We start from the raw sequence: 1655 nt of genomic DNA on the forward strand, positions 1-1655 counted from the left end.
CTGAGCTTCAGTTACGAAGTGCCGGAACAGGAAACCGAAAATCTTACCGGTGATTCCATGGGCATTGACCTCGGCATCAAGGTGCTAGCGACCTGCTATACGAGCGGCGAACGTAAAGCGACGGTATTCAAAAGCATCAACAAGACGAAGGAAGTCCGTCGCCTTGAAAAGAAGCTATGCCGCGAGCAGAGAAAACAGAGCCGTAAAATCCTTGCCAATACCGCGCGGTATGAAACCGTGCAGCGTAAAGGAAAGAAGCCTGGGCGAAAGCCAATCTGGAAGCGCCCCTTAAGGGAATGCCAGAACATCGAGAAGGGACGCCGCAAAATCGCCTTGATTCATCGGAGGATGGCCAATATCCGCCAGAACCACATCCATCAGACAACAGCCGCAATTGTGAAAACCAAGCCGTCGCGCATTGTCATGGAAAATCTGAACGTCAAGGGCATGATGAAGAACAAGCACCTTGCCAAGGGGATTGCCGGTGAGAAGTTCTACGAGTTCCGCCGCCAGATGACCTACAAATGCGAAAATAACGGCATCCAGCTTGTCTTTGCCGACAGGTTCTACCCGAGCTCAAAGACCTGTTCCTGTTGCGGTCATGTCAAAGAAAACTTGAAGTTAAACGACCGCAAGTATGTCTGTCAAGCCTGCGGGACAGTGATTGACCGTGACCTTAATGCAGCAATCAACCTTGCAAATTATTTTCAATCTGAGACCGCTTGAAATACAGAGAAGCACTCAGATATGTACCTATCGCTACTGGGGAATTCAAGCCTGTGGAGCGTTACATCAAACGCGAGTAGCCATCGAGCTTGCTCGGGGGCAAAAACGGACGCAATGAAACAGGAAGAAAATATCGTGAGAATTTTCATCGTATAAATTTGTGTGAATTATATTATATTTATACAGATTTATCGTAGCGGAAAAGGTTTCCATAATCCGTCGTGTCTGTACAGATGACATCCGTTGTTATCATCCCGATGGAATTCCACAACATCACACTGACCAGTTACCCCAAAAATCTTGGACGTTATGCGCATACCGCGTGAAATAAGAACATCTTGTTTTCTGTCAAGCAGATTTCCCCATTTTCGTCGTCGGAATTCCCCATCGTCATCGTGGGAAAATCCCCACTTTCAGCGGGTCTTGTCAGGAAGCAGTTTCAGAACCAGTTCGGTCACAGTCAACGTGGTCTCTAAGCTATAACGGCTGGTGGGCTCGGCAAGCGTGCGAAGCTGTTTTTTTGCAGCCGCTCCAGTCCTGCTGCTCCAGATAGTCCTGCAGGAGTGCGCGTGCCTGCTGCACGTGACGGATGGACTTGACATAGCGTTGGACAATACTGTAGGAGCCGTCAAAGCCTTCTTCCTCGCGGAAACGGTCGAGAATCCGCTTGGCCGTGTGCTGCTGCTTCTGCCAGACATGCTGGTCCTCCGCCAGCCATTCTAGAATCTTCGGCTTCTAAGGGTCCAGCTTCGAGGGCACCGGGTGCTTCACCGGAGGCGTCGGCGAGAAATCCTCCTGGTTGAGATATTTCCGGACCGTCTTGCGGTCGAGCTTCAGCTTCTTCGAAATTTCCACAATCCGGTATCCACTATTGCTCAAATCTCTGATATAACAGCAGTTTACAGCTTTTAAGCCGCTTGCTCATCGCC

2 protein-coding genes are annotated in these 1655 nt (G+C 49.8%); both read left to right on the forward strand.

The genetic code is table 11. The annotated features are described in order from the left end of the window. Positions 1–726, forward strand: a 726-nt coding sequence (locus DWX75_RS11935) for an RNA-guided endonuclease TnpB family protein (RefSeq protein ID WP_158558809.1), incomplete at its 5' end; no start/stop codon positions are given. Between the two features lie 504 nt (positions 727–1230). Beyond that, positions 1231–1449 (forward strand): hypothetical protein, encoded by a 219-nt coding sequence (locus tag DWX75_RS11940; RefSeq protein WP_118016528.1) that lies wholly within the window; start codon positions 1231–1233, stop codon positions 1447–1449. Positions 1450–1655: the final 206 nt, after the last annotated feature.

Source organism: Mitsuokella sp. AF21-1AC (genome assembly GCF_003458855.1).
Classification (GTDB): domain Bacteria; phylum Bacillota; class Negativicutes; order Selenomonadales; family Selenomonadaceae; genus Mitsuokella.